Genomic DNA, 23,819 nt, shown 5'->3' with positions numbered 1-23,819 from the left:
GGTCGTACCCTAGCGAGGGGCGTTTGAACGTTCACACCTCGCCCCGTGCCGCCGTGCCCGGCGCACCGCACAGCGGGCGGCGAGGGGCGCCGCCCGCTCCGGTTCCCGTCAGTCCCCTGCCGTGTCCCGCGCGCCCACGTACTCGGCGAGGTGCCGGCCGGTGAGGGTGGCGCGGGCGGCGACGAGGTCGGCGGGGGTGCCCTCGAAGACGATCCGACCGCCGTCGTGGCCGGCGCCGGGGCCGAGGTCGATGATCCAGTCGGCGTGCGCCATGACCGCCTGGTGGTGCTCGACGACGATGACCGACTTGCCGGAGTCGACCAACCTGTCGAGCAGGCCGAGGAGTTGCTCGACGTCGGCGAGGTGCAGGCCCGCGGTGGGCTCGTCGAGGACGTAGACGCCGCCCTTGTCGGCCATGTGCGTGGCCAGCTTGAGGCGCTGGCGCTCACCGCCGGACAGGGTGGTCAGGGGCTGGCCGATGGTGAGGTAGCCGAGGCCGACGTCGCGCAGCCGCTGGAGGATGCGCTGGGCGGCCGGGAGGTGGGCCTCGCCCGCGCCGAAGAACTCCTCGGCCTCGGTCACCGGCATCGCCAGCACCTCGCTGATGTCGCGCCCGCCGAGCCGGTACTCGAGGACGGACGCCTCGAACCGCTTTCCGTCGCACTCCTCGCAGGTGGTGGCGACACCGGCCATCATCGCCAGGTCGGTGTAGACGACGCCGGCGCCGTTGCAGGTGGGACAGGCGCCCTCGGAGTTGGAGCTGAACAGGGCGGGCTTGACACCGTTCTCCTTGGCGAAGGCCTTGCGGATCGGCTCGAGCAGTCCGGTGTACGTCGCCGGGTTGCTGCGCCGGGAGCCGCGGATGGCCCCCTGGTCGACCGAGACGACCCCGGCGCCGGCCGGGATCGACCCGTGCACCAGGGAGCTCTTGCCGGAGCCCGCCACGCCGGTGACGACGGCCAGCACCCCGAGCGGAATGTCGACGTCGACGCCCTGGAGATTGTGGGTGGCGGCGCCGCGGATCTCCAGCGCACCGGTGGGCTTGCGGACCGTCTCCTTCAGCGCGGCGCGGTCGTCGAAGTGGCGGCCGGTGAGGGTGCCGCCCTTGCGCAGGCCCTCGACGGTGCCCTCGAAACAGACGGTGCCGCCCCCCGCTCCGGCGCCGGGGCCGAGGTCGACGACGTGGTCGGCGATCGCGATGACCTCCGGCTTGTGCTCCACGACGAGCACGGTGTTGCCCTTGTCGCGCAGCCGCAGCAGCAGGCCGTTCATGCGCTGGATGTCGTGCGGGTGCAGGCCGGTGGTGGGCTCGTCGAAGACGTAGGTGACGTCGGTGAGCGAGGAGCCGAGGTGGCGGATCATCCGGGTGCGCTGGGCCTCACCGCCCGACAGGGTGCCGGCCGGCCGGTCCAGGGAGAGGTAGCCGAGGCCGATCTCCACGAACGAGTCCAGGGTGTGCCCGAGCGTCTCCAGGAGGGGGGCCACCGACGGCTCGTCGAGGCCCCTGACCCAGGCGGCCAGGTCGCTGATCTGCATCGCGCAGGCGTCGGCGATGCTGATCCCGTCGATCTTCGAGGAGCGGGCGCCCTCGCTCAGCCGGGTGCCGTCGCACTCGGGACAGGTGGCGAACGTGACCGCACGTTCCACGAACTCGCGGATGTGCGGCTGCATCGACTCCTTGTCCTTGGAGAGCATCGACTTCTGGATGCGCGGGATCAGCCCCTCGTAGGTCATGTTGATGCCCGCGATCTTCATGCGGGTCGGCTCGCGGTGCAGGAAGTCCTGGAGCTCCTTCTTGGTGAACTTGCTGATCGGCTTGTCCGGGTCGAAGAAGCCGGACTCGATGTAGAGGCGGGAGTTCCAGCCGCCGCCCTTGTAGCCGGGGACGGTGATCGCGCCCTCGTTGAGGGACAGGGTCTCGTCGAAGAGCTCGGCGAGGTCCAGGTCCGTGACGGCGCCGCGACCCTCGCAGCGCGGGCACATACCGCCGGTGATGCTGAAGCTGCGGCGCTCCTTCACCTTCTGCCCGCCGCGTTCGACGGTGACGGCGCCCGCGCCGCTGATCGAGGCGATGTTGAAGGAGAACGCCTTGGGCGAGCCGATGTGCGGCGTGCCGAGCCTGCTGAAGAGGATGCGCAGCAACGCGTTGGCGTCGGTGGCGGTGCCGACGGTGGAGCGCGGGTCGCCGCCCATCCGCTGCTGGTCGACGATGATCGCGGTGGTCAGGCCGTCGAGGACGTCGACCTCGGGACGGGCCAGGTTCGGCATGAATCCCTGGACGAAGGCCGGATAGGTCTCGTTGATCAGCCGCTGGGACTCGGCGGCGATGGTGTCGAAGACCAGCGAGCTCTTGCCCGAGCCGGAGACCCCGGTGAAGACCGTCAGCCGGCGCTTCGGGATCTCGATGCTGACGTCCTTGAGGTTGTTCTCACGGGCACCGTGCACCCGGATCAGGCCGTGTGTGTCGGCCACGTGCGGCGTGGGCGTCTGCGTCCCGGTCGTTCTGGCCATGCTCAAACCATCCCATTCGCTGCGCGGTGCCTCCGTCGATGCGGCCACGCTAGCCGGGGTGGAACGGCGGTGCTTCTCCATTCCTGACCAGATCCCCGGCCGCGGTCGCAGTGCGGCGCCCGGGCAGCGCCCGTGAAGCGCTCGGCTACGAAGACTTTGCGTTCTCGCGGGGCGCCCATGAACCGGCCGCCACCTGCCCGAAGTCCGTTTTGTCGGCTCGTCCCGCCCGTCGGTAACGGTGAGTTCACCCTTCTCTTCTTCCTCGGCGGTCTACGCGCGTGGTGTCATGCCCACGCTCACCCACCCCCCACGTGAGCGTCAACTCGACTAGGAGTCACGCATGCTGTCGAAGCTTCTCGGTCGCGCCGGGGTCGCCCTTGCGGCCGGCGCCGCCGTGATCGCCACCGCGGTCCCCGCCGACGCCGCGAGCTACACCGCCTTCGCCTTCTCGCTCGGCGCCGGCGAGCCCACGATCTACGACTTCATCAACTCGGCCACCACCTCCCTCGACATGACCATGTACGAGCTGGAGGACACCACGGCCGTCAACGATCTCGTCGCCCTGGAGAAGAAGGGCGTCACCGTGCGGGTGATCCTCGACAACGCCCACCGCAGCGCCAACGGTTCCGCCTACACCGCCCTCACCAACGCGGGCGTGGGCGTGGCGTGGTCGCCGTCCGCCTTCGTCTACACGCACCAGAAGACGATCACCGTCGACGGCACCAGGTCGCTGGTCCTCACCGGCAACCTGACCTCCCAGTACTACTCGACGGGCCGGGACTACGGCGTCTTCACCGACGACACCCGGGACGTCGCCGCGATCGAGAAGGTCTTCAACGCCGACTACGCCGGCACCTCGATCACCCCCACCGACGGCGACCATCTGCTCTGGTCCCCCACCGACTCACGCAGCCGTCTGCTGACCGTGATCAACGCCGCCACCAGGACGCTCGACGTCGAGGAGCTGGAGTTCAGCGACAGCACGGTGGTCAACGCCATCGTCGCCAGGGCTCAGGCGGGTGTGAAGGTGCGGATGGTCCTGGAGACCCCGTCCACCTACTCCAGCGAGGTCTCCCAGATCAAGGCGGCCGGCGGTACCGTCGTCGGCTACTCCGACCCGAACGGGTTCTACATCCACGCCAAGGCCATGGTCGCCGACTACGGTCTGTCCACCCAGGAGGTCGAGGCCGGTTCCATGAACATCAGCAGCAACTCCCTCTCCAGCAACCGCGAGTTGGGCATCATCCTCACGGGCACGGGGGTGGCGCAGTCGGTGGCCACGACCATCGAGACCGCGTTCAACAGCGACTACTCCGGTGGCACCGCCGCATAGCGGAGCGGCACACCTCCCCGTTCCGGTGCCGCCTCGGCGGACACCGGAACGGGGCTCGCCCGCGGCCGAGCTCGCGGGACCGGGGGCCGTGTCCAAGGAGTGCGGCAACCCAGGCGACCGGCAACGGCCGCCGCGCGACACGCTGACGTTGTGCACATTCTTGACGACGGTCACATGCAGACCTAACTTCGCGGTGTCGGCCCTCCACCCTGGCGCAAGGAGCCCGAGCCCCGTGCCGTACCGCATCCGCAGTCGTACGCTCCTCGCCCTCGCGGCCCTGCTGCTCGCCGCCGCGCCGGCGCCGGCACCGGCCGCCCAGGCCGCCGAAGCGGCCCACGTCGAGGGCACGTTGCCGTCCGGCGCGGCCTACGTCCTTGAGGTGCCGAACCGTTGGAACGGTACCGTGCTGCTGTACAGCCACGGCTACACCCCCGCCGGGGTGGCCAACCCGGCGCGCGACGCACCGGACGACGCCACCCGGTCGCTGCTGCTGAAGGAGGGGTATGCGCTCGCCGGCTCGTCGTACGCCACCACCGGCTGGGCCGTCACGGACGCGGTGCCCGACCAGCTCGCCACCCTCGACGCCTTCACCGGCCGCTTCGGCGCGGCGCGGCGCACCATCGCCTGGGGCTCGTCGTACGGCGGCCTCGTCACCACCACCATCGCCGAGCGGCACCCGGAACGCATCGCCGGATCGCTGTCGATGTGCGGCCTGGTGCAGGGCGGGATCGCCACCTGGAACAGCATGCTGGATGCCGTCTTCGCCCTGCGTACCCTGCTCGGCGGCACCACCGGCCCGGGCATCCGGCTGACCGGGCTGCGGGACGCCGACGACGCGGCCGCCCAGGCCGGGGACATGACCGCTCTGGTCGCACAGGCACAGGGCACCGCGACCGGCCGGGCCCGGATCGCGCTGGCCGCGGCCCTGTACGACGTCCCCGGCTGGAACGACCCCGAGACGCCCCGGCCGGCGCCGGACGACTGGGACGCCCAGCAGGCCGGCCAGTACTGGGCCGCTCTCGGTCTTGTCGAACTCCCGGCCTTCCGCTGGCGCCAGGAGGCGGAGAGCCGGGCGGGCGGCAACATGTCCTGGAACACCGGCGTCGACTACGCGACCGTGCTGCACGACTCGCCCCACTCCAAGGAGGTTGCGGAGCTCTACCGCGAGGCCGGCCGGTCCCTGCGGTCCGACCTCGCCGAGCTGGCCGCGGCGCCGCGCATCTCCGCCGACCCCGAGGCCGTCCACTGGATGAGCGGTACCAGCGTGTTCACCGGCCGGCTCACCAAGCCGCACCTGGACGTCCACACCACCGGCGACCCGCTGATCCCGGTCGAGGCGGAGAGCGCCTACCGGCGTGCCGTCGCGGCCGCGGGCCGGACCGCCCTGCTCAGGCAGCGCTACGTCGACAACGCCGGGCACTGCACGTTCAGCCCCGGCGAACAGGTGGCCGCGCTGCACGCCCTGGAGGACCGCATCACCTCCGGCCACTGGAAGGGCAGCGGACCCGCCTCCCTCAACGCCCGCGCCGGCGCCGCCGACCCCGCCTCGGCGGCCCGCTACACACCGTACGAGCCGAGCGCCTTCCCCCGTCCGTACGACCTGGCCGGCCCCCGTGCCCCGCACCGGAAGTAAGGTCGTACGGCCCGTCGTACGTCCGGCCGATGGCCGTAATCTTGCGCACGTGAACGCCGAGACCGCACCAGAACCCCTGGACTCCCCGCAGCCCCGTCCGCAGTCGCTCCTGCTCGCCTTCTTCGGCAACCACGTACTGGAGCAGGGTCCGCTGGGCGTCTACTCGGGCAGCATCATCGCGGTCCTCGGCCGGGCAGGCGTCGGCGAGCAGGCCGTACGCTCCACGCTCACCCGCATGGTCAACCGCGACCTGCTGCGACGGCAACGGCAGGGCCGGAAAATGTACTTCGGCCTGACGCCCCTGGCCGCGCAGATCCTGCACGACGGCCGACGGCGCATCTGGGAGACGGGCGCCGTCAACGACGACTGGGACGGCTCCTGGACCCTGCTGGGCTTCTCGCTGCCCGAGTCCTGGCAGCGCCAGCGCCACGACCTGCGCTCACAACTCAGCTGGTCCGGCTTCGGACCGCTCTACAGCGGGCTGTGGATCGCGCCGGGCCGGGTCGACGTCTCCGCCGTGGTCGCGGAACTCGGGCTCTCCGCACACGTGAAGATCTTCCACGCGCTGGCCGACGAGGCGACGGACATCGACGTCATGATCCGCGACACCTGGGACCTGGAGTCGATCGCGGCCCGCTACGAGGACTTCCGCGCCCGCTGGGAGGCCTGGCGGCCCGGCCCCGACGACGACGCCGTCGTCACCCGGCTGCGGCTGGTCAGCGAGTGGCTGGACATCATCCGCACCGATCCGCGGCTGCCCGCCCGGCACCTGCCCGCCGACTGGCCGGCCCGCGCGGCGGAGGCGACGTTCCAGCGGGTGGCGGCCGACACCGAGGCCCCGGCCCGCCGGACGGCCGCCGACCTGCTGGACACCACGCCCCTGTGACCCTCCGGACCGGCACGGATCATGGAGCGATCTATGCTGCCGGGAGCGGGAAAGCCGCCGGAGCGGGTACCCGTGTCCGGCATCGTTCCCCGTCCGTCTCTCCCGAGGAAGCCCGTTGAACTTCTGGTCGATCTATGAGCACGGTTTCGCGCGCGTGGCAGCGTGCACGGGCCACACCGTCATCGCCGACCCGCGCGCCAACGCCGAGGCGGTCCTGCGCCAGGCTCGGCGCTGCGCCGAGGACGGGGTCGCCGTGGCGGTCTTTCCGGAGCTCGGCCTGACCGGTTACTCGATCGAGGACCTGCTGCTGCAGGACGCGGTGCTCGACCAGGTCGAGGAGGCACTCGCGACGGTGGCCGCCGGCTGCGCCGAACTGCTGCCGGTCCTCGTCGTCGGCGCCCCGCTGCGTCACCGCAACCGGATCTACAACTGCGCGGTGGTGGTGCACCGCGGCCGGATCCTCGGGGTCGCGCCCAAGTCGTACCCGCCGAACTACCGGGAGTTCTACGAGCGGCGGCAGATCGCGGCGGGTGACGACGAGCGGGGCGGCACGATCCGGATCGGCGGCGAGAGCGTGCCGTTCGGGGTGGACCTGCTCTTCGAGGCGTCCGACGTACCCGGTCTCGTGGTGCACGCCGAGGTCTGCGAGGACATGTGGGTGCCGGTGCCGCCGAGCGCGGAGGCGGCACTGGCCGGGGCGAACGTCCTGGTCAACCTGTCGGGCAGCCCGATCACCGTCGGCCGGGCCGAGGACCGCAAGCTGCTGTGCCGCTCGGCGTCGCAGCGCTGCCTCGCCGCGTACGTGTACGCGGCGGCCGGTCTCGGCGAGTCGTCCACTGACCTGTCCTGGGACGGCCAGACCATGATCTACGAGAACGGTCAGCTGCTGGCGGAGACGGACCGGTTCCCCCTCGACGACCAGTACGCGGTGGCCGACGTCGACCTGGACCTGCTGCGCCAGGAGCGGGCCCGGATGGGCTCCTTCGACGACAACCGGCGCACCCACGCGGCCCGCACCGGCGACTTCCGGACCGTCTCCTTCCGGCTCGACCCGCCGACGGCCGATCTGGGCCTGCGCCGCCGGGTGGAGCGCTTCCCGTTCGTGCCTGCCGATCCCGAACGGCTCGCCCTGGACTGCTACGAGGCGTACAACATCCAGGTCGAGGCGCTCCAGCAGCGGCTTGCGGCGATCGGCGGCCCGAAGATCGTCATCGGGGTTTCCGGCGGCCTCGACTCCACGCACGCGCTGATCGTGGCCGCTCGGGCCATGGACCGCGCCGGCCGCCCGCGCAGCGACATCCTGGCCTTCACCCTGCCCGGCTTCGCCACCGGCGAGCACACCAAGGGCAACGCCCACCGGCTGATGGAGTCGCTCGGCGTGACCGCGGCCGAGCTGGACATCACGCCGACCGCGCGGCTGATGCTCCAGGAGATGGGCCACCCGTTCGCGGCCGGTGAGCCGGTGTACGACGTCACCTTCGAGAACGTGCAGGCCGGGCTGCGCACCGACTACCTGTTCCGGCTGGCCAACCAGCGCGGCGGCATCGTCCTCGGCACCGGCGACCTCTCGGAGCTGGCGCTCGGCTGGTCGACGTACGGCGTCGGCGACCAGATGAGCCACTACAACGTCAACTCCGGTGTGCCGAAGACGCTGATCCAGCATCTGATCCGGTGGGTCATCAGCAGCGGGCAGTTCGACCCGGAGACCGGCCGGACGCTGGCCGCGATCCTCGACACGGAGATCAGCCCGGAGCTGGTGCCGGGTGAGGAACTGCAGTCCACCGAGTCGAAGATCGGCCCGTACGCGCTGCACGACTTCACCCTGTACCAGGTGCTGCGGCACGGTTTCCGGCCGTCGAAGATCGCGTTCCTGGCCTGGCACGCCTGGCACGACCGGGAGGCCGGTGCCTGGCCGCCCGGCTTCCCGGAGTCCGAGCGAAAGGCGTACGACCTGGCGGAGATCCGGCACTGGCTCGACTACTTCTGCCGTCGCTTCTTCGCCTTCGCCCAGTTCAAACGCTCGGCGATGCCCAACGGCCCGAAGGTGTCGGCGGGCGGCTCGCTGTCGCCGCGCGGCGACTGGCGCGCCCCTTCCGACAGTTCGGCGCGGGCCTGGCTGCACGACCTGGACCGCGTTCCGGAGCGGTGATCGGGAGCCCGGGGGGGGAACGCGCGCGCGATTTGGCGTGCGTCCCCCGGCCGGGGTAGGCTCGATCTTGAGCGAGGCACTCAAGTCCGAGTGAAGCGCGATGCGTTGGTGGTCCAAGGAAAGACGCCCCGCTTCCTGCGGGGAAATGCAGGTGCAAGGCCTGCCCGGCGCTCCGACCGAAGAGCCCCGTCCCTGATCCGTCAGGGGCGGGGCTCTTCGCATGTGCGACGTCAGGCGGCTGCGGGACGCACTCCGACGGGTGAACGTCCGGCTGGAGTCGTCCAGTCGAACAAACCGGCTGGTCAAGGCCTTTCCCGGGGGGCGGCGGGGACCGCGCGCCAGGGCCCGAAGCGGTTGCGGTGGCCTGCTCCGCTTCCCACCGTGGGCACAAGGACAGCAGTCTCGAAAGGAACCCCATGCGTGCCCTAGTCTCCCGCGGCCTCCTCGTCTCCCCCCTGGTCTGCGCCGCCCTGGTGTGCGGTCCGGCCGCCGCCGACGCTGCCGCCGCCGACGCCGGCCGAGCAGCGTCGGGGCGCGGTGTCGCGCAGCAGGCCCTGCCGGCCGGCACCGACCTCGCCACGCTCCTGGACCGGCTCGACGCGACGCACGGCTCCCGTCTCGTCTCCCCGTTCCTCGCCACGGTGCCCGGCCTCGCCGCGGCACACGGCAACCGGCTCGACCCGGCCACGGCCGCCGCCTACGCGCAGGCGGTACGGAAGTGGAGCGACACGGTCCAGGAAAGCATCAGGGCCGCCGCCACCCGGGCCGCCGGGCACCGGCAGCAGACGCGCGCCGCCGACCCCGTGACGGACCTGGTGAACGCGATCCAGGCCGCCGTCGGCAAACTGCTCACCTCGCTGACCTCACTCGACCTGGGCGGAGTGATCAGCGCCGTCACCGGACTGCTCGCCCCCGTCCTCGACGCGGTCACCGGGCTCCTCGGCAGCCTCGCGCCCGCACTGCCCGCACTGCCCGCGCTCCCCGCAGCGGACACCGTCACCTCCACGGCGACGACCGTCGCCCCATGAGGAGATGACCCGGAGCCGGCCCGGCGCTGCCCCACCGGCGTCCCGGCCGGCCCACCGCGCCCGGCCCCGGAAGGGACACGACTCCCGGCCGGGGCCGGCGTCGCGCGCGTCCGCGGCGGTGGTCAGGCCTCGTTCCAGCCCGGGGCTGTGCCCAGGACCCGCTCCGCGACCCGCAGGAGCGCCGCGTCGTCGGGCGGCACGTCGTCCTGGCGCCAGATCGCGACCTCGAACGAACCCTTCCCGTCGTCCTTCCCGTGCTTCGAGACCAGCACGCAGCGCGCCGTACCGCCGGGGCCCGAGCGGGCCCTGCCGCCGGCGAGGTCGAAGCCGATGGAGAAGGTGGGGCTGGAGTAGAGGACGGCGGGGTGCCCCAGCACGCTCGTCCTCCTGGTGCCGCCGAACACGTCGCCCGTCTCGGAGACGGGCAGGTCGTCGTAGGCCGCCGACAGCTTCACGTCATACGTCTTCAGGGTCACCGTCGCCTCGGGCGCCGGGATCCTGGTGCCGCCGGCGAGCGTGATCCAGTCCCCGCTGCCGTCGGCGGTCTCGATCCGCTCCCGCGGCGTGCCCAGCAGCGCGGGGAGGTCCGGACGGTTCAGCAGCGCGCACAGGCGGGCACCGGAGAGGTACCGGGCCGGCAGCCGGTCGTGCGAGGTCGTGCAGGTGGCCGGCGCACTGCCGGTCTCCGTCTGGTGGACGAACCGCTTCTGGACCCACAGCGCGCCCACCACGACGGCGAACAACGCCACCGCGGCCACCACCTGGACCACCGGTCTGCCGGCTCTTTCGGGCTCGCCGAAACCCTCGCTCAAGTCCCCCACCCCCGCTGTGCGTCCCCTGTGCGCGTGGAGCCTAACCGATGTGCGCGCGGTGGGCGCACGCCGCTCGGGAATCCCGGTGGCCAGGGCTTCCTCCGGGAGTGTTTGATGGCGTCAGCACGCTTCATCCCGGAGGAAGCAGAGGTGGACGCGGTGACCGACGGACGGGTCGTCGAGGCGGGCGGCAGTGCCCTGGTGGTGCGCCGCGCGCCACGGGAGCGGGCTCGCGCGGCGGTGCTCGTCCTGCACGGCGGGCAGGAGAACGGGCGGCGTCCGGCGCGCCCCTGGCAGCCCGCGGCCCTGCGCATGCGCCCCTTCACCGGGGTCGCCGCCTCCGTCTCCTCACCGCATGACGTGCTGGTCGGACAGGTGCGCTACCGCTACCGGGGCTGGAACGACGCCGCCGACCCGCTGCACGACACCCTGCGCGCCCTCGACGAACTGCGCCGCCTGTCAGGGGACGTGCCCGTGGTGCTGGTCGGGCACTCCATGGGCGGCCGGGCGGCGCTGCGGGCCGCGGCCGATCCCGCGGTGCGCGGGGTGCTGGCACTGGCGCCCTGGTGCCCGCCCGGCGACCCGGTGGACGATCTCGACGGAACCCGGATCCTCGTCCTGCACGGGGACCGCGACCACACCACCGAGCCCGGCGAGTCGGCCGACTACGTACGGCACGCCCGCGAGGCCGGCGCCGAGGCCGGGATGGTGCTGCTGCGGGGCTGCGACCACGCGATGCTGCGCCGCAGCCGCGACTGGCACCGGGCCTCGGCAGCCGCCATCAGGCGGTTGCTGCGCCCCGAACGCGACTTCGACGGCTGGGCGGCGGAGGCCTGCGCGGCGGACGGACCGCTTCTGCGGTGAGACCGGCCCTGGTAGGGTGCCGCACCCGCGCGACACACCCACCGGCTCCGCTCAGAGGACTGATGATGCCGCTCAGGCACTCGCCCAAGTTTGTCACGTACCTGACAGTTGCGTTCCTCGTCATCGCCCTTCTTCCGACCGCCCTGGCCCGCCAGGCCTCGGCCGCCGACGCCTGGCGGGGACCGCTGTCCACGCGCGGCCGCTACATCGTCGACGCCGACGGGAACCGCTTCCGCCTCAAGGCCGCCAACTGGGACGGCGCCCAGGGCTCCTGGACCGGCAGCGGCAGCGTCACCGACCCCGCGAACCACCACGCCGGCCAGGACTCGTACGGCATCCCCCTCGGCCTGGACCGCGCACCCCTCCCCCGGCTCCTGTCGGACTTCACGGCGCTCGGCATCAACAGCGTCCGGCTGCCGTTCTCGAACGAGATGATCCACACGACCGCCCCGGTGCCGGACGCCGCCGTCACCGCCAATCCGCAGCTGCGCGGGAAGACCCCGCTGGAGATCTACGACGCGGTCGTCACCGCCCTCACCGGCGCCGGGTTCGCCGTCATCCTCAACAACCACACCAACTCCTCCCGTTGGTGCTGCGGTGTCGACGGCAACGAGCGCTGGAACAGCGGCCAGTCCACGCAGCGGTGGGCCGACGACTGGGTCTTCATGGCCCGGCGGTACGCCGCCGACCCCCGTGTCGTGGGCGCCGATCTCTACAACGAGGTGCGCCGGGACGTACTGGACGACCCCAACTGGGGCCTGGGCGACGACCACGACTGGTACGCGGCGGCCCAGCTCGCCGCCGACCGCATCCTCACCGAGGGCAATCCGAACCTCCTCATCGTCGTCGAAGGCATCAACTGGACCGGCCTCCCCGTCGACGGACTCCCGCACGGCCGCCCCGTGCTCACCCCTGTCCGGACCCTCTCCCACACCCTCGTGAACGCCCACAAACTCGTCTACTCGGCCCACTTCTACGGCTACACCGGTCCCCGGCACAGCGGCGCCACGGGCATCGGCGAGACCAGTGACCCCCGTTACCAGGACCTGACCCGCGACGAGCTGTACCAGGCGCTCGCCGACGAGGCGTTCTTCGTCACCGCCGAGGGCAAGCACTACACCGCACCCGTGTGGGTCAGCGAGTTCGGCATCGGGGCGAACGAGACCGGTACGGCGGCCCACACCTGGTTCGGCGCCGTCACCGACTACTTCGCCGACCACGACACCGACTTCGCCTACTGGCCACTGGTCGGCTGGGAGGGCCACGACGACTGGGCCCTGCTGCGTTACGACACCGCCGGCCACCGTTCCGGCATCCTGGACGGCGGGGACTGGCGGGCCACGGCCTGGGCCCACCTGATGAACTCCCCCGGCCGTACCGGGTACATCCCTCCGGGGGCGACCTGGCGCATGCTGTCCACGGACCACGGCGACCAGGTGGAGTCCCTGCTGGTGCGGGCCGGCGGCGACTGGGACCCGGGTGCCTACAAGGCGGCCTGCCCGGACGGCCTGCGGCTGGTCGGGCTCGCGCACTCCGGCGGGCGCGGTCTGTGCACCGACGTGGGCGCGGGTGACCTGCGGGCGGCGGGCAGCGCCCGGACGGTGGTCACGGACGAGCGGTACGTCCCGGCGGGCGGCGACTGGGCGTCCGGTTACACCAAGTTCCAGTGCCCGGCGGGCCAGTTCGTGATCGGCTACAGCCGTCGGGGCGAACGGGTGTCGGCGGTGCTGTGCGTGCCGGCCCGGGCGGCGTCGAGCGCGAGCGGCCGGACGCTGTGGTTCGACCGTTCCGACAACCGGCCCGCCGACGGCGCGGGCGACGACTTCGCCTACGGCGCCTACAAGGGCCAGTGCGAGGCCGGCGAATACACCGCGGGCGTCGCCTTCACCACCCGAGTCGGCAGCGCACCGGGCCCCGCCGCCGTCCTGTGCGCCCCACTGCCGTCCTGAGCGAACGGCCCCCCTCAGCCGGGGGCCGCTCTCTCCGCGGGAGCGGTCGCGGTGTCAGGTCGCGCGGGCCAGTCGTCCGGCCGGCCTCGGTGCGGACAGGTCGTCGGGGGGCGGAGCCATGCCGGGGTTGTCGGCGGCGGCCGCGAGGATGGACTGTTGGAGGCGGCGCAGCCGGGCCGACGGCTCCAGGCCGAGATCCCTGACCAAAAGGGTGCGCAGCTGCTGGTAGACGTGGAGCGCCTCGCCGCGCCGGCCGGAGCGGTGGAGGGCGAGCATGAACTGGGCGTGCAGGTTCTCGTGCGTGCGGTAGCGGCTGGTCAGAACGGTGAGTTCGGCGAGCAGCTCGCGATGCCGGCCGAGCCGCAGGTCCGCCTCGATGCGCTGGTCCAGCGCGCAGAGTCGGCTCTCCTCCAGCCGCCGTGCCTCCACGGCCAGCTGGGCGCCGGTGACCACGCCGGCGAAGGGCGGCCCGCTCCACAGGTCCAGCGCCCGGCGCAGCACGCGGGAGGCGCCCGCGAAGTCCCCGTCGTCCATGGCACGGCAGCCGAGTTCACACAGCCGCTCGAACTCACGGATGTCGCTGCGGCCGCCCCCGGCGGCGAGGAGATAGCCGCCCGGCAGGGTCACCAGGACGTCTTTCGCCGAGCGCGCGTCGGCGCCACCGGGTCCGGTGTTCCCGCGCAGGGCCGTCGCGATGTGTTCCCGCAGCTGGAGCACATAGGTCTGGAGCGTGGTGCGGGCGCTGCGCGGCGGCGTGCCGGCCCAGAGTTCCTCGATGAGGGTCGCGACGGGCACCACCTGGTCGGCGCGCAGGGCGAGCAGGGCCAGCACCTGGCGTGGCTTCGGTGCGGTCGGGGCGACGGAGACCCCGTTCTCCGTCACGTCGAGTGCACCCAGCAGCCTGATGTCCACCTGCGTCTCCCTGGTCCTGTCAACCGGCACCCGGCCAGTAGAAAACAGCACAACCGGTCTGTCAACCGACCGGCGGCCAGGCGGATTTCCACTCCGCCCCCGGGGACAACCGTAACGGCACACCGGCCCCGCCGGACGGCGAACCCGCAGTACAGCAGGGCCGGTTCGACCGTCGGCCGCGTCGACCGGGACCGGTCGGGCCACTCGGGCCGGTCCTCGACCGCAGGACGCTCCCGCACGAAGACCGACCGAATGACACCGTCTGGTCGGTTACTTGGCCGTGCACCCGGTCAGCCGCCCCGTCCACGGCGCCCGACGCGGACGGCGAGGGGGACGCCCCCCAGCGCCGGCACCACCGGTCTGCACCACCGCCGCCCCCGACCGGTTCTGGCGGATCCGCGACCGCTCGGATCGTCCCTACGCACGTCAATGACACGCTCGGCGTCGCTTGTCGTATGGTTCGACCAAGTTTTGGCCAACGTGCGTCGTTATCGTTTCCACCCACATGCGGGTGGGAGAGACTCACCGGCGGAGGGGGGACGCGCACGGCCGTTTCACGCCGGCCGTGCCATCCCGCGGTGTCGCGCCGCCTTGGGGAAGGCGGCGCGCAGACCAGCGGAGGAATGCATGACGCAGTCGCTTCCGGGGCAGCGCCCTGCCCAGGAGCAGGCGTTCACCGGGCAGGGGCGGCCACCGGTCGTCGTGGTCGGCGCCGGGCCGTACGGACTGTCGGTGGCCGCGCATCTGCGGGCGGCGGGGACGCCGGTCCGGGTCTTCGGCGAGGTGATGGGCAGTTGGCGGCATGCCATGGCCACCGGGATGTTCCTGAAATCGACGCCGGACGCCACCGACCTGTCGGCGCCGGAACCGGGGGGCAGGCTGGCGGACTTCCGGCGTGAGCACGGCGAGCCGGAGCTGACCGAGCTGACCCCGATCCCGTGCGACGTCTTCGTACGGTACGGACAGTGGTTCCAGAAGCGGTACGTCGGTGAGGTCGAGCCGGCCCGGGTGACGTCGGTCGAGCGGGCCGCTTCGGGACCTGGTTTCGTGGTGCGGGCGGACGACGGCCAGGAGGTGGCGGCCTCGGCCGTGGTGGTGGCGACCGGGCTGAACGGACTCGCGCACGTCCCGGCGGAGTTGCGGCGCCTCGCACCCGAGGGACCCGGCCCGCAGGCGGCCGTGTCCCACACCAGCCACCACACCGATCTGTCGTTGTACGCGGGGCGGCGGGTGGCCGTCGTCGGCGGCGGCCAGTCGGCGCTGGAGAGTGCCGCTCTGCTGCACGAGGCCGGTGCCGAGGCACAGGTCCTGGTGCGTGAGCGGACGGTGCTGTGGGGCATGGTCCCGGAGCCGGCCCGGTCCTGGCCGCAGCGGCTGGCCAGGCCGGCCTCCCCGCTGGGCACGGGCTGGGTGCTGGCCGCGGTGTGCGCGTCACCGGGCGGGGTGCGGTTCCTGCCGGCGTCCGCCCGGCTGCTGCTGTTCCGGCGCGCGCTCGGGCCCTCGGGCGGCTGGTGGCTGCGGGACCGGGTGATGGGTGTCGTACCGGTGCACACCTCACGGCGGGTCACCGCTGCCGTGGTCCGCGGGCCGGAGGTGCACCTGGACGTGGTCGGTCCCGGCGGGCGGCGCGATTCCCTCACCGTGGACCATGTGCTGGCGGCCACCGGCTACCGGCTGGACCTGGACGCCCTGCCCTATCTGTCCGCGCCGGTCCGGCACGCCGTGGCGTGCGTGCCGGGATCGCGGGCGCCCGCCCTGCGGGGGACGTTCGAGTCGTCGGTGCCCGGCCTGTACTTCACGGGCTCGCTCGCGGCCCCCATGTTCGGTCCGATGATGCGGTTCGTGGCGGGGACCGAGTTCGCCGCCGTCCGGATCGCCCGGCACCTCAGGACCCGCTGAGGGCCCGTCAGCCGCTCGGGTCCCGGTTCTCGGAAGCCGCCACCGTGCCGGGTGTCGCGGTGTCGTCCGCGGGGGCCGCCAGGACGGCCGCCCGTACCCTGCCCAGCGCGGCCGACGGTTCCAGACCCTGGTCTCGCACCAAGGTGGTGCGCAACCGCTGGTAGGCCCCGAGGGCCTCGCTGCGGCGGCCCGAGCGGTGCAGGGCGAGCATGAGCTGGCCGCACAGGCTCTCATGGGTGGGGTACCGGTCGACCAGCGCGGTCAGCTCGGCGATCAGCTCCCGGTGCCGGCCGAGCCGCAGATCGGCCTCGATCCGCCGGTCCAGCGCGCAGAGCCGGCTCTCCTCCAGTGCCCGTATCTCCGTACGCAACTGCTCCCCGGCGGGGACGTCGGCCAGCGCGGGTCCCCGCCACAGGGCGAGCGCCGCGCGCAGCAGCCGGGCGGTCTCCCGGTGGTCGCCGGCCTCCCTCGCGCGGTACCCGCGCGCGGCGAGCCGCTCGAACTCCGTCACGTCGCTCGTGCCGTCATCGCTGTCGAGCAGGTAGCCGCCGGGTACGGTGCGCAGGACCTGCTTGGCGGTGCGCGCCCCCGGGCCGTCGCCGCTCTGCTCCCCCGCGCGGGCGAGGAGTTCGCGCAGGTGCATGATGTACGTCTGCAAGGTGGCCCGAGCGCTGCGCGGAGGCCGGGGGCCCCAGAGTTCCTCCGTCAGCGTCGCCGCGGTCACGGGCCGGTCGGCGTACCGGGCCAGGAGGGCCAGCACCTGGCGCGGCTTGGGCGCCGTCGGGGCGACGAGGACGGCGTTCTCGCGCACGTCGAGGGCGCCGAGTATGCGGATGTCCATGCCGTCCCCCTGCTCCGCCGCCGTCGTGCGTGGCGGCCGTCCGGGAACCAGAGTCAAAAACGGCACGGGCGGTTTGTCAAACCCGGCTCTGCACGGTCGGTGCGCCCCCGCTTCGGAGTTGCGGCAGCACCAGGGACCAGAACTGCTCGACGTGCTGGGACGGGCCGCGGTCGCGGCCGACGGCCCCGCTCAGTTGGAACCCGACGGTCGCGGCCACTATGACCGCGGCGGCCCGCTCCGGTGAGACGCCCTCGGTCAGTTCGCCTTCGCGCTGCGCCCGCAGCAACTGTTCGCAGACCCACGCGCGCCACCAGCAGTCGAAGCCGGGGCCGCCGTTCTTCCAGGACGGATCGACGCCCAGCCGGAAGCCCGCGCGGACGACGACGTCGACGGCGACCGCGACCAGGAGGTCCCGGGTGACCGTCACCAGCAGTTGCAGGGCGGAGGCGGCGGACTGGCGCCGGTCGGCGACCAGTTGCTCGACGGAGCGCCGCGCCTCGCTCTCCACCTCGATCGCGAGGGCGTCCTTGCTGGGGAAGTGGAAGTGCAGCGCCCCGGCGCTCACTCCCGCCCGTCGGCATATCGCGGGCAGCGAGGTCAGGGCGTAACCGTCGTCGGAGAAGATCTCGGCAGCGGCCAGAACGAGGGCCTGGCGGGTTCTGGCCGCCCGGAGCTGCTTGACCATCGCGTCCCCCTGTTGATCCGGGCGATCCGAAGACCTTAGCAAAACAGCGTGATCGGTAGGTTTTTGGTCGCCGGGAGGCCGGACAACCTCCCCACGATCTCCCCGAAGCCTCCAGAAGAACCGTTTCCTGGGATCACCGACCACCACCGCACAGGCGCTTCGGGGCGGGTCAGGCCCCGGTGTCCACCAGGGGTTCCCGCTCCTGGGCTTCCTGCCGACGCCGCTCGACTTCCGCCACGACGCGGGCGCCCCGGTCCGGCGCGGTGTCCAGCCTGATCAGGGCCGCGGGCGTGGCGATGGCCGGGAGCACATGGTTGTAGAGGACGGAGATCCGGTCATTGAGATCCGTCCAGTCGGAGACCACCTCCGACATGAACTGGGTGCCGATCCAGGCGCCGAGGAAGCACTCCGCGGTCTCCTGTGGCGTGACGTGCGGCAGCACCTCCCCGCGTTCCTTGGCCTCCACGAGCTTCTCGGTCACCAGCTCGGTCCAGGCGGGCCAGGCACTGCCGAACAGCGAGCGTCCCTGGAGGTCCGCCGAGAGCCGTATGCCGGCGAGCAGGATGACCTCCTTGGGGATCCGGTGGGCCAGCGTCATGCCGATGTCCACCCACTCCTGGAGCTTCAACTCGCGTGGTATCCAGTAGTCGTCGCTGATCTGGGCGTTGATCACACCCCGCGCGAGGGCTTCCTTGGAGTCGAAGTGGAAGTAGAGGGCACCCTTGGTGACTCCGGCCCGGTCGAGGATCTCGGCGATCGTCGCCGCGGTGTACCCGCGCTCGGCGAAGACCGCGGCAGCGGCCTCGACTACAGCACGTCGGGTCCGGATCGCACGCTCCTGACGCGCCATGGACCCTCCTCGGTCAAAAGAAAACCGGACGTGACGTACCTTACCCCAAACGGGGGTCGGTATTTCGGCCGGAGAAGGCCGATTACCGGCCGGTCCCGCACCGGCGCGGACGTCGAAGCGGGACCGCCGGAAGCAGTTCACCAGGCGGTGCGTCCGCCGTCCACGGTAAGTGTGGCACCCGTGACGAAGCTCGCCCGGTCACCGCACAGCCAGGCCGCGGCCTCCGCGACCTCCTCCGGGTCGGCGGCGCGCGCCTGGGGGGCGGAGCGGTAGGCGCGGGCCTCGTTCTCGGGGGACTTGGCGAACCAGTCGTCGATCATCTCGGAGCGGGTCAGGCCCGGAGCGATGGCGTTGACGCGGATGCGGTGCGGGGCGTACTCGACGGCGGCCGCCTTGGTCAGTCCGATGACGGCGTGTTTGGAGGCGATGTAGGGGGCGGCCGTCGAGGAGGCGACCAGGCCGCCCACGCTGCTGGTGTTGACGATCGAGCCGCCGCCGCTCTCCAGCATGGCGGCGATCTCGTGGCGCAGGCAGTTCCACACGCCCCGCACGTTGGTCTCGGTGACGCGGTCGTAGTCGGCGTCGTCGATGAGGTGCATCGGGGTCTTCGGCAGCGCCACGCCGGCGTTGTTGAAGGCCGCGTCGAGACGGCCGTACCGCTCGACGACGAACTCGACGGCGCGCCGCACGTCTTCGCCGTCGCGCACGTCGAGGGCGCGGTGGCTCACCTCGGCACCCTCCGCGCGCAGCGTCTCGGCGAGGGCGCGCAGCCTGTCCTCGCGGCGGGCGGTGACGACGACGGTGGCGCCCTGCCGGGCGAACACCCGGGCCGCGGCGGCGCCGATGCCGCTGCTGGCGCCGGTGATCAGGGCGACCCGGCCGGCGAGGTCCGCGCCCTGCGCCGCGGTCACCCGGCCGCCTCGGCGAGCGAGCCGGAGTCCTGCCAGACGGTGCCGAGGCCGGCCTCGCGGTCGAGGGTGCGCAGGCGCCGTTCGTCGATCTCGGCGAGGCCGCCGACCAGGTGCCGGACGCCGAGTTCGCGCATCAGCTCCCGCTGGAATCCGTGTGCGAAGGTGCTGGGGTGGCCGACGAACGGGACGTCCAGTTCCTTCGCGTGGGCGGCGAAGCGGGCCACGTCGTCGATGAAGAGGACCTGGTGGAAGTCCAGGCCGAAGTGGTCCTGGGTGATCTCCCGGATGCCGGGGCGGAAATCGTCGGTGCAGATGTAGCGCGGGGCGGTGAACAGGTGCTCCCAGGCCCCGAGATGGCGGCGGAAGTGGTCCTCGTCGAGGCCGCCGTAGCAGACGACGTCCAGGCCCAGGGCGCGCAGCCGGTGCAGGAGTTCCTCGGCGCCGTCGAGGGTGTGGACGGGGTGGGTGCGCAGGTGGTCCTCGCGCTCGGCGAAGTAGTCGGCGATGGCCTCCTGCTCGCTGACGCGGGCGCCGGTCTCCGCCAGCAGGACCCGGGCGGCCGCGAGCCGGGACTGCGAGAAGAGCCGCTGCTCCAGCTCGCGGGTGTACGCACCGCCGTACTTGAGGACGAGCCGGTGCAGAACGGGGCTGAAACTGTCGTTGAGCAGGACGCCGTCGATGTTGACGGCGGCGAGGCGCAGGGTGCGCAGTGGTTCCATCGGGTCTCCCTCTCGCTGGCCGTTCGACCATCATGCAGGTGCGGTCGGGACCGGAGGGTACGGAGGGGGCGCGGGCGGGGCCGGCGCCCCTTTCGACATGGCCGAAAGAGACCGTGGGTCAGGTTTCGGAGGAGCCGGGCGGACCCGCCACCCGCAGGGAATCAGCCGACGACATCCGCCAGTTGGTCCGTTATTCGCCGTGCTTTCTGCATGATTGAGCGTGAAAATATTGGCCAAACCACTACTGAGCGGAGTCGTGCATGGATCGAGTCGAACCACGCTTGGTGAATCCTTTACCTGGTGGCCGACCCGAGAAAACCGGTAGGTCCGTATCTTATAGGCGTCGAACGGAGCTTCCAGCCAACGAAGAGCTTCCCGACGGGGGGTCGTCCATGAGCCTGTCCGCCAGCGAGATCGGAGTCGGTCTGCCCGCACTGCCCCGACTGACCACCACGGTTCCGAAGGAGTACGTCCACCGGGCGTCCCTGGCCGAGGTGTTCCTCAGCGGTTGTACCGCCCAGGACGAGGGAGTGCGGTTCTCGCTCACCGGACAGTGGCCGCGCGCCCACACGTTCTTCAACAGTGCCGACGGTTCGAGTCACGACCCGCTACAGGCCGCGGAGACGTTCCGACAGGCCGGCATGTTCGTGACGCACGCGGAGCACGGGATACCGCTCGGCCATCACTTCGTGCTGTGGTCGCTCAGCTGCCACACCGACCTGGAGCAACTGCGCATCTCCTCCCGGCCCACGGACTTCGACCTGGAGGTGACCTGCCCGGACGCCGCGCCGCGCGGCAGGGCGTCCGGGCGCCGGATGGGCATCCGGTTCGCACTGCACAGGGACGGCAGACCGGTGGCCCACGGGGACGGGCTGTACTCCATCGTCAGTCCGTCCGTCTACACCCGGCTGCGCGCCAACCGGCCGGAGGGGGGAAGGACTTCGGAGGACACCGTGGCCGCTGCCGACCGGCTGGCACCGTCCGTGGTGGGCCGTACCTCCCCCGCCGACGTGGTGCTCGCGCCCACCGGCGAACCGGACCGCTGGCTGCTCACCCCGGACCTCGGCCACCCGATCCTGTTCGACCACGGCGGCGACCACCTGCCCGGCATGGTGCTGCTGGAAGGGGCCCGGCAGGCGGCCTGCGCCCGGCTGGCACCGCGCACGCTGATACCGGCGAGCACGTCCACGGAGTTCCACCGCTACGTCGAACTCGACAGCCCCTGCTGGATCGACGTGACGAGTGTGACCTCCCGCGGCGACGGCACGGCGACCGTGACGGTCGTCGGCCGGCAGGCCGGCGAGACCGTCTTCGCGTCCACCGTGAGCGGCCCCGTCCTCCAGGGGTGACCGCGGCACGGCGGCCCGCACACCCCGGCAGGGATACGCGGGCCGCCGTCAGCGTGCGGCGTCAGCGGCGGACGTGCCGGCCGTCGTCGCCGCGGTGGTTGCCACCCCGCTCGTCGCCGCGGTGGTTCCCGCCCCGCTCGTCACCCCAGTGGTCGCCGCTGCCCGCGTCGCGGTGGCGGTGGCCCCAGGTGACGGAGTCGACGAGGTCCCGGTGGTCGTCCCGCAGGGTGACGGTGTCGGCGTTGCGGTTGTACACGGAGTCACGCCGGTCCTGGTACAGGTCCTTGTCGGTGTCGCGGCCCACTCCGGTGTGGACGCGGACCGTGGCACGGCCGGCCAGCCGGTAGTGGTGGAAGGTGTAGGTGCGGCCCGACGCGTCGGACAGCGTCCAGCCGCTGAGGTTGACGTCCCGGCGGGCGGTGTTGGTGACGTCCACCCACTCCCGGTTCAGGGCGCGGTTGGAATGGACCTCACGGCCCTGGACGTCGTGCTGGACGGCGCTGATGACGACCTGGCCGCGGTGCGGGGCGGCAGCCGCGGCCGGCAGGGCCAGCGCTCCCACCAGGGCGGCCGCGACGGCGGTGGCGGAGCCGAGACGGCGGGCGGTCACGGTAACGGAAGCGGACACTGAGTTCCCCTTGCAAGGTGTGCGGGCTGGCGACCGGGCGGCCGCGCACTCACACCCTGCAACCCTGCCGGTGGTGATGTGGGACACACACCTGACCCATTACAGATCCAACACTTTGTCATGACTCTAAGGTGCAGAGTGCATTTAACGAGTGAATGTGCTGAATTGACCCGTCAAAGCGCGTGAAAACCCCGCAGGCAAAGGCCGCTGACACTCCCGGGCATCACAACGCACCCCGACATCAGAGGGCACGTCACCCGAAAGTGAGTAACAGCCGCCTCTCCCGCCATACCGGAGTCGATCTTCTCGGCGTCACCTGGAGTTCGCCGATTCATGGGTCCCCGACAGGGTGCGGAGAAAGCGTTTGCCGCTACGTTTTGCCTTGCCTTTTGGCATGCCCACAACCCTCAGCGCACCCCTCCCCGTAGGAGACACCCCCATGCGCAGACTCGTTGCCTGCCTCGCGGCCGCGGTCGCCACCCTCGGCGGGCTCACGGCGACGGCCACCCCGGCCGCGGCGGCCGGCTCGGGCACCTTCAGCGTGCTCACGTACAACGTCGCCGGGCTTCCCCAAGGCCTGTCGAGCGCACCCACGCCGCGCGACACCAGCACCACCGAGATCGGCAGACGGATCGCGCCGTACGACATCGTCAACGTCGAGGAGGACTTCAACTACCACGCGTACCTCTACGCCACCGACACCCACCCGTACCGCACGGCGACCAGCGGCGGCGCCGGCATCGGCAGCGGACTCAACACCGTCTCGAACTACGCCTGGGACGGCGACGACTTCGAACGCGTCCACTGGAACTCCTGCCAGGTCGACTCGGGCGACTGCCTCACGCCGAAGGGCTTCACCTTCATGCGCGAGCGGCTCGCCGAGGGGGTCTACGTCGACTTCTACAACCTGCACACCAACGCGGGCACGAACGACGGGGACGAGGCCTCCCGGGCCGACAACCTCAACCAGCTGACCTCCTTCATCAGCACGCACTCGGCCGGCAACGCGGTCGTGGTGATGGGTGACACCAACACCCGTTACACCCGCTCCGCCGACACCATCGCGGAGTTCGCCTCGGCCAACGGGCTCACCGACGCCTGGGTGCAGCTGATCCGCGGCGGCAGCGCACCGGCCAAGGGCAGCGACGCGCTGGTCTGCGACCAGTCCGGGGCGACCGTGCCCAACACCTGCGAGGTCGTGGACAAGGTCCTGTACCGCGGCAGCAAGCTGGTGAACCTGAAGGCCACCTCGTACAACAACGAGCACGCCAAGTTCCTGACCAGCGACGGCCTGATGCTCTCCGACCACGACCCGATCACGGTCGGCTTCTCCTGGTCGCAGAACCCCGGCTTCCAGCTGAGCGACCAGTTCGGCGGTCCGCACGGCGACTACTACCAGGACATCGACAAGGTGGCCGCCGGCGCCCGCGCCACGACCGTCTCGCTGCGCTCCGGCTCCCGCGTCGACCAGATCGGCATCACCCTCGCCGACGGTACGACGCTGACCCACGGCGGTACCGGCGGCACGGCGTCCGCACTGACGCTGGGCAGCGACGAGTACGTGACGACGGCGAACCTGTGCGAGGGCAAGTACAACAACACCACGCGCATCTTCTCCGCGAAGTTCACCACCAACCTGGGCCGCACCCTCGCCGGTGGTACGACGACCTCGGACTGCGTGACCCGCACCGCCCCGTCGGGCTGGCAGATCGCCGGTTTCCACGGCCGCTCCGGCGACGAGCTCGACAAGGTCGGCTTCATCTACACCAAGCGCTGACCGCGCCGGGACGGTCGGCGGACACCACGGGTGGTCGCCGACCGTCCCGCCGCGCACCCGCCGCGGTCCCCCGGTCGGCCACG

At 71.8% G+C, this 23,819-nt stretch carries 19 protein-coding genes; 10 read left to right on the top strand and 9 right to left on the bottom strand.

The genetic code is table 11. The features are described 5' to 3' along the window. Positions 1–108: 108 nt before the first annotated feature. Positions 109–2,511, bottom strand: a complete 2,403-nt coding sequence (locus tag AB0958_RS15230; protein WP_366890879.1) for an excinuclease ABC subunit UvrA — start codon at positions 2,509–2,511, stop codon at positions 109–111. 340 nt (positions 2,512–2,851) lie between these two features. On the opposite strand from AB0958_RS15230, the gene AB0958_RS15225 reads away from it, so the two are divergent. The 5 genes from AB0958_RS15225 (at position 2,852) to AB0958_RS15205 (ending at position 9,540) form a co-directional block, all read left to right on the top strand. Further along, complete coding sequence (locus AB0958_RS15225; protein WP_366890878.1) at positions 2,852–3,844, top strand: phospholipase D-like domain-containing protein; 993 nt, start codon at positions 2,852–2,854, stop codon at positions 3,842–3,844. 232 nt (positions 3,845–4,076) lie between these two features. Next, positions 4,077–5,477: a hypothetical protein gene (locus AB0958_RS15220; protein ID WP_366890877.1), complete on the top strand. Its 1,401-nt coding sequence runs from the start codon at positions 4,077–4,079 to the stop codon at positions 5,475–5,477. Positions 5,478–5,526: 49 nt separating this feature from the next. Then, a complete protein-coding gene (locus tag AB0958_RS15215; protein ID WP_366890876.1) occupies positions 5,527–6,363 on the top strand; it encodes a PaaX family transcriptional regulator C-terminal domain-containing protein in 837 nt (278 codons plus the stop codon). A 115-nt stretch (positions 6,364–6,478) separates the two neighbouring features. Then, positions 6,479–8,512: an NAD(+) synthase gene (locus tag AB0958_RS15210; protein ID WP_366890875.1), complete on the top strand. Its 2,034-nt coding sequence runs from the start codon at positions 6,479–6,481 to the stop codon at positions 8,510–8,512. Positions 8,513–8,928: 416 nt separating this feature from the next. Continuing rightward, positions 8,929–9,540, top strand: coding sequence for a hypothetical protein (locus tag AB0958_RS15205; protein WP_366890874.1), 612 nt, complete (start codon positions 8,929–8,931; stop codon positions 9,538–9,540). 122 nt (positions 9,541–9,662) lie between these two features. Here AB0958_RS15205 and AB0958_RS15200 read toward each other — a convergent pair whose 3' ends face one another. Continuing rightward, entirely contained in the window at positions 9,663–10,352 is a 690-nt protein-coding gene (locus AB0958_RS15200) for a DUF6215 domain-containing protein (RefSeq protein ID WP_366890872.1), read from the bottom strand. Positions 10,353–10,466: 114 nt separating this feature from the next. On the opposite strand from AB0958_RS15200, the gene AB0958_RS15195 reads away from it, so the two are divergent. Beyond that, positions 10,467–11,216, top strand: a complete 750-nt coding sequence (locus AB0958_RS15195; protein ID WP_366890871.1) for an alpha/beta fold hydrolase — start codon at positions 10,467–10,469, stop codon at positions 11,214–11,216. A 65-nt stretch (positions 11,217–11,281) separates the two neighbouring features. Beyond that, positions 11,282–13,165, top strand: coding sequence for a cellulase family glycosylhydrolase (locus AB0958_RS15190; protein ID WP_366890892.1), 1,884 nt, complete (start codon positions 11,282–11,284; stop codon positions 13,163–13,165). A 54-nt stretch (positions 13,166–13,219) separates the two neighbouring features. Here the strand turns inward: AB0958_RS15190 and AB0958_RS15185 are convergent, their stop codons facing one another. Further along, positions 13,220–14,077 carry an AfsR/SARP family transcriptional regulator gene (locus tag AB0958_RS15185; protein WP_366890870.1) on the bottom strand — a complete coding sequence of 286 codons (858 nt, stop codon included), beginning with the start codon at positions 14,075–14,077 and terminating at the stop codon, positions 13,220–13,222. 627 nt (positions 14,078–14,704) lie between these two features. On the opposite strand from AB0958_RS15185, the gene AB0958_RS15180 reads away from it, so the two are divergent. After that, positions 14,705–15,976, top strand: coding sequence for an FAD-dependent oxidoreductase (locus tag AB0958_RS15180; protein ID WP_366890869.1), 1,272 nt, complete (start codon positions 14,705–14,707; stop codon positions 15,974–15,976). Positions 15,977–15,983: 7 nt separating this feature from the next. Here AB0958_RS15180 and AB0958_RS15175 read toward each other — a convergent pair whose 3' ends face one another. The 5 genes from AB0958_RS15175 to AB0958_RS15155 form a co-directional block, all read right to left on the bottom strand. Further along, a complete protein-coding gene (locus AB0958_RS15175) occupies positions 15,984–16,817 on the bottom strand; it encodes an AfsR/SARP family transcriptional regulator (protein ID WP_366890868.1) in 834 nt (277 codons plus the stop codon). Positions 16,818–16,893: 76 nt separating this feature from the next. Then, on the bottom strand, positions 16,894–17,502 hold the full coding sequence (locus AB0958_RS15170) for a ScbR family autoregulator-binding transcription factor (protein ID WP_366890867.1): 609 nt from the start codon (positions 17,500–17,502) through the stop codon (positions 16,894–16,896). 169 nt (positions 17,503–17,671) lie between these two features. Next, positions 17,672–18,352: a ScbR family autoregulator-binding transcription factor gene (locus AB0958_RS15165; RefSeq protein WP_366890866.1), complete on the bottom strand. Its 681-nt coding sequence runs from the start codon at positions 18,350–18,352 to the stop codon at positions 17,672–17,674. Between the two features lie 137 nt (positions 18,353–18,489). After that, a complete protein-coding gene (locus tag AB0958_RS15160; protein WP_366890864.1) occupies positions 18,490–19,263 on the bottom strand; it encodes a glucose 1-dehydrogenase in 774 nt (257 codons plus the stop codon). Beyond that, positions 19,260–19,982, bottom strand: a complete 723-nt coding sequence (locus AB0958_RS15155) for an HAD family phosphatase (protein WP_366890863.1) — start codon at positions 19,980–19,982, stop codon at positions 19,260–19,262. The genes AB0958_RS15160 and AB0958_RS15155 overlap by 4 nt, the downstream gene beginning before the upstream one ends. A 392-nt stretch (positions 19,983–20,374) precedes the next feature. On the opposite strand from AB0958_RS15155, the gene AB0958_RS15150 reads away from it, so the two are divergent. Further along, entirely contained in the window at positions 20,375–21,331 is a 957-nt protein-coding gene (locus AB0958_RS15150) for a ScbA/BarX family gamma-butyrolactone biosynthesis protein (RefSeq protein WP_366890862.1), read from the top strand. 61 nt (positions 21,332–21,392) lie between these two features. Here AB0958_RS15150 and AB0958_RS15145 read toward each other — a convergent pair whose 3' ends face one another. Beyond that, positions 21,393–21,959 carry a lamin tail domain-containing protein gene (locus AB0958_RS15145; RefSeq protein WP_366890861.1) on the bottom strand — a complete coding sequence of 189 codons (567 nt, stop codon included), beginning with the start codon at positions 21,957–21,959 and terminating at the stop codon, positions 21,393–21,395. Between the two features lie 439 nt (positions 21,960–22,398). Here AB0958_RS15145 and AB0958_RS15140 point away from each other — a divergent pair, with 439 nt between their 5' ends. Then, entirely contained in the window at positions 22,399–23,736 is a 1,338-nt protein-coding gene (locus tag AB0958_RS15140) for a jacalin-like lectin (protein WP_366890860.1), read from the top strand. Positions 23,737–23,819 lie beyond the last annotated feature (83 nt).

The organism is Streptomyces sp. NPDC006655 (assembly GCF_040703965.1).
Taxonomy (GTDB): Bacteria; Actinomycetota; Actinomycetes; order Streptomycetales; family Streptomycetaceae; genus Streptomyces.
This window is presented reverse-complemented; position numbering and strand designations above follow the sequence as displayed.

Bases quoted from the DNA above. Each gene is read 5' to 3' on its own strand.
- AB0958_RS15190 (WP_366890892.1), top strand. From the start codon at position 11,282: ATGCCGCTCAGGCACTCGCCCAAGTTTGTCACGTACCTGACAGTTGCG.
- AB0958_RS15180 (WP_366890869.1), top strand. From the start codon at position 14,705: ATGACGCAGTCGCTTCCGGGGCAGCGCCCTGCCCAGGAGCAGGCGTTC.
- AB0958_RS15195 (WP_366890871.1), top strand. From the start codon at position 10,467: ATGGCGTCAGCACGCTTCATCCCGGAGGAAGCAGAGGTGGACGCGGTG.
- AB0958_RS15150 (WP_366890862.1), top strand. From the start codon at position 20,375: ATGAGCCTGTCCGCCAGCGAGATCGGAGTCGGTCTGCCCGCACTGCCC.
- AB0958_RS15230 (WP_366890879.1), bottom strand. From the start codon at position 2,511: ATGGCCAGAACGACCGGGACGCAGACGCCCACGCCGCACGTGGCCGAC.
- AB0958_RS15175 (WP_366890868.1), bottom strand. From the start codon at position 16,817: ATGGACATCCGCATACTCGGCGCCCTCGACGTGCGCGAGAACGCCGTC.
- AB0958_RS15205 (WP_366890874.1), top strand. From the start codon at position 8,929: ATGCGTGCCCTAGTCTCCCGCGGCCTCCTCGTCTCCCCCCTGGTCTGC.
- AB0958_RS15140 (WP_366890860.1), top strand. From the start codon at position 22,399: ATGCGCAGACTCGTTGCCTGCCTCGCGGCCGCGGTCGCCACCCTCGGC.
- AB0958_RS15170 (WP_366890867.1), bottom strand. From the start codon at position 17,502: ATGGTCAAGCAGCTCCGGGCGGCCAGAACCCGCCAGGCCCTCGTTCTG.
- AB0958_RS15165 (WP_366890866.1), bottom strand. From the start codon at position 18,352: ATGGCGCGTCAGGAGCGTGCGATCCGGACCCGACGTGCTGTAGTCGAG.
- AB0958_RS15225 (WP_366890878.1), top strand. From the start codon at position 2,852: ATGCTGTCGAAGCTTCTCGGTCGCGCCGGGGTCGCCCTTGCGGCCGGC.
- AB0958_RS15155 (WP_366890863.1), bottom strand. From the start codon at position 19,982: ATGGAACCACTGCGCACCCTGCGCCTCGCCGCCGTCAACATCGACGGC.